Origin of the sequence: Methylibium sp. T29-B, assembly GCF_000576225.1 — a bacterium.
Taxonomy (GTDB): domain Bacteria; phylum Pseudomonadota; class Gammaproteobacteria; order Burkholderiales; family Burkholderiaceae_C; genus Methylibium; species Methylibium petroleiphilum.
In genome coordinates this window covers 1-1,820 of record NZ_AZSN01000319.1, presented here as the reverse complement: position 1 = coordinate 1,820, position 1,820 = coordinate 1, and the positions used below count along the sequence as shown (strand labels likewise).

The 1,820-nt window shown below is 66.3% G+C and carries 2 protein-coding genes; both read left to right on the top strand.

The genetic code is table 11. The annotated features are described in order from the left end of the window. Positions 1-583 precede the first annotated feature (583 nt). The gene (locus tag Y694_RS21570) at positions 584-1,363 is read left to right on the top strand and encodes a GntR family transcriptional regulator (RefSeq protein WP_155935895.1); all 780 of its coding nucleotides are present in this window, start codon (positions 584-586) and stop codon (positions 1,361-1,363) included. A gap of 143 nt (positions 1,364-1,506) precedes the next feature. After that, the coding region (locus Y694_RS21565; protein ID WP_231497836.1) for a phytanoyl-CoA dioxygenase family protein at positions 1,507-1,820 on the top strand (314 nt) is incomplete at its 3' end.

Below are 1,820 nucleotides of genomic sequence, written 5' to 3'. Positions count from 1 at the left end.
GAGCGACCTGTGACGGTATCCGAGGCAGATCAAGCGTCTTCAACCAGCCCCAAATGGCAGCTCACCTCCTGACCGAGCGTCTCCGGCCGACCCAAACCGGCCGGACGCGCTGCTCCAAAGCGGTCGGCCGGCAGGCCATCGCTCTTGCGGTCTCACCACCATGAAGCGGACGTTCGTGGTCTCACTCACCCGGCCAGATGCGGCCACCCGTCGACGACCGCTTTCGGGCAGCCGATGTCATACCGTCAGGTGAGCTCCTGACTTCGAGCACACCCAGGAATGTGCGATTAACAACTTGTGCCCTTCAACGGGCGCAAGGCTCGGCGCCCACAGGCTGGCCGGCAAGAACACGCTCACCCAGAACGATCACCAGCAGCGCTAGGCGAGGGCTCGCTGTGGCCAAGCGACGAATCACGGCTAAAGATCTTCGCGCACTTTCCGTAATGATTGCTGCGATTCACACGACCGAGACGCCTACCAGCCAAGGTTCGCGAACGGAGAACTTTGAAGAACGTGGGCGCGCAGTTTCGCGGCAAAACAGGCACCGTACGCCGGGAGCGTCGCGAGGCGAACACACGGAGATGTGCGCCCCTCGCGGCGCAGAAAAGCAGGTGAGATCTTCGACGGTCCGGCGGCGGCTCGTACACTTCGCCTGCTCATGCGAAAAACCAACTTGCCAGCGAGCCATCGTGGCCGTACCCCCGGCGCTCCCACCAGGAATACAGCGCCAGCATCGCTCAGCGACGAAGGCGCGGCGGCGCCCGGCGATTGGGGCTTGACGCTTAACGAGAAGGCCTACCAGCGCCTCGAGGAACTCATCGTCACGCTGCAGCTGGCGCCGGGCAGCGTGGTCTCGGAGGCAAGCCTCAGCGCACTCATCGGAATCGGCACGACACCGATTCGGGAAGCGTTACAGCGCCTGTCGCGCGAGCACCTCGTGCAGATTCTGCCGCGTCGCGGGGTCGTGGTCACCCAGATCGATCTTCGCCGGCAGCTGCTGGTGCTGGAGACGCGTCGCGAGCTGGACCGACTGATCGCCCGCCTTGCCGCGCGCCGGGCCACGGTCGCCGAGCGCCAGCGCATGGCGACGATTGCCCGGCAAATGGCCAGGGCCGTGAAGGCCGGCGCGGTGGCCGATTTCCTGCAGTGCGATGCCGAAATGAATGCGATGGCGGCGCACGCGGCCCGCAACGAGATCGCCGCCCAGTCTGTCGCCGCGCTGCACGCGGTCTCGCGGCGCTTCTGGTTCTTCCACCAGGCGGTGTGGCCCGGCACGGAACGCACGATGCAGCTCCATGTGAGCCTGGCCGAGGCGCTCGCCTCCGGCGTCGAAGCTGCGGCGGTAGCGGCCAGCGACGCCTGATCGACGACCTGGACAGCTTCTCGCGCAGCACGGTCGCGCCGTGACGCCGATCGACCCTGTGACGAGCGGGGAGGATTGTTCTGGAACTTGACTGGCATGCCAGTGCTGTGCCATTGTTCCGACGTCATTCAAGGCAACCATCCATGCAACTCTCAACCGACCAACTCGCGCGCTACCGCCGCGACGGCTTCATCGTCCTGCCCGAACTGCTGGCGCCGGCGGAAGTCGCGGCCATGAAGGCCGAACTCCAGCGGCTGCAAGGCATCGACACCGACCACCTCGTGCGCGAACGTGTCGGCGGCGTGGCCAAGACGATCTACCGCGTCCACGAGGCGGACGGGCCAACCGCCTCACCGCCGTTCCACGCCGCCGCGCGCGCCCCTCGCTGCTCGCCCCGGCCCGGCAACTGCTCGGCGACGAGTCGCTCTACGTCTACCATGTTGACGCCGACCGAAAA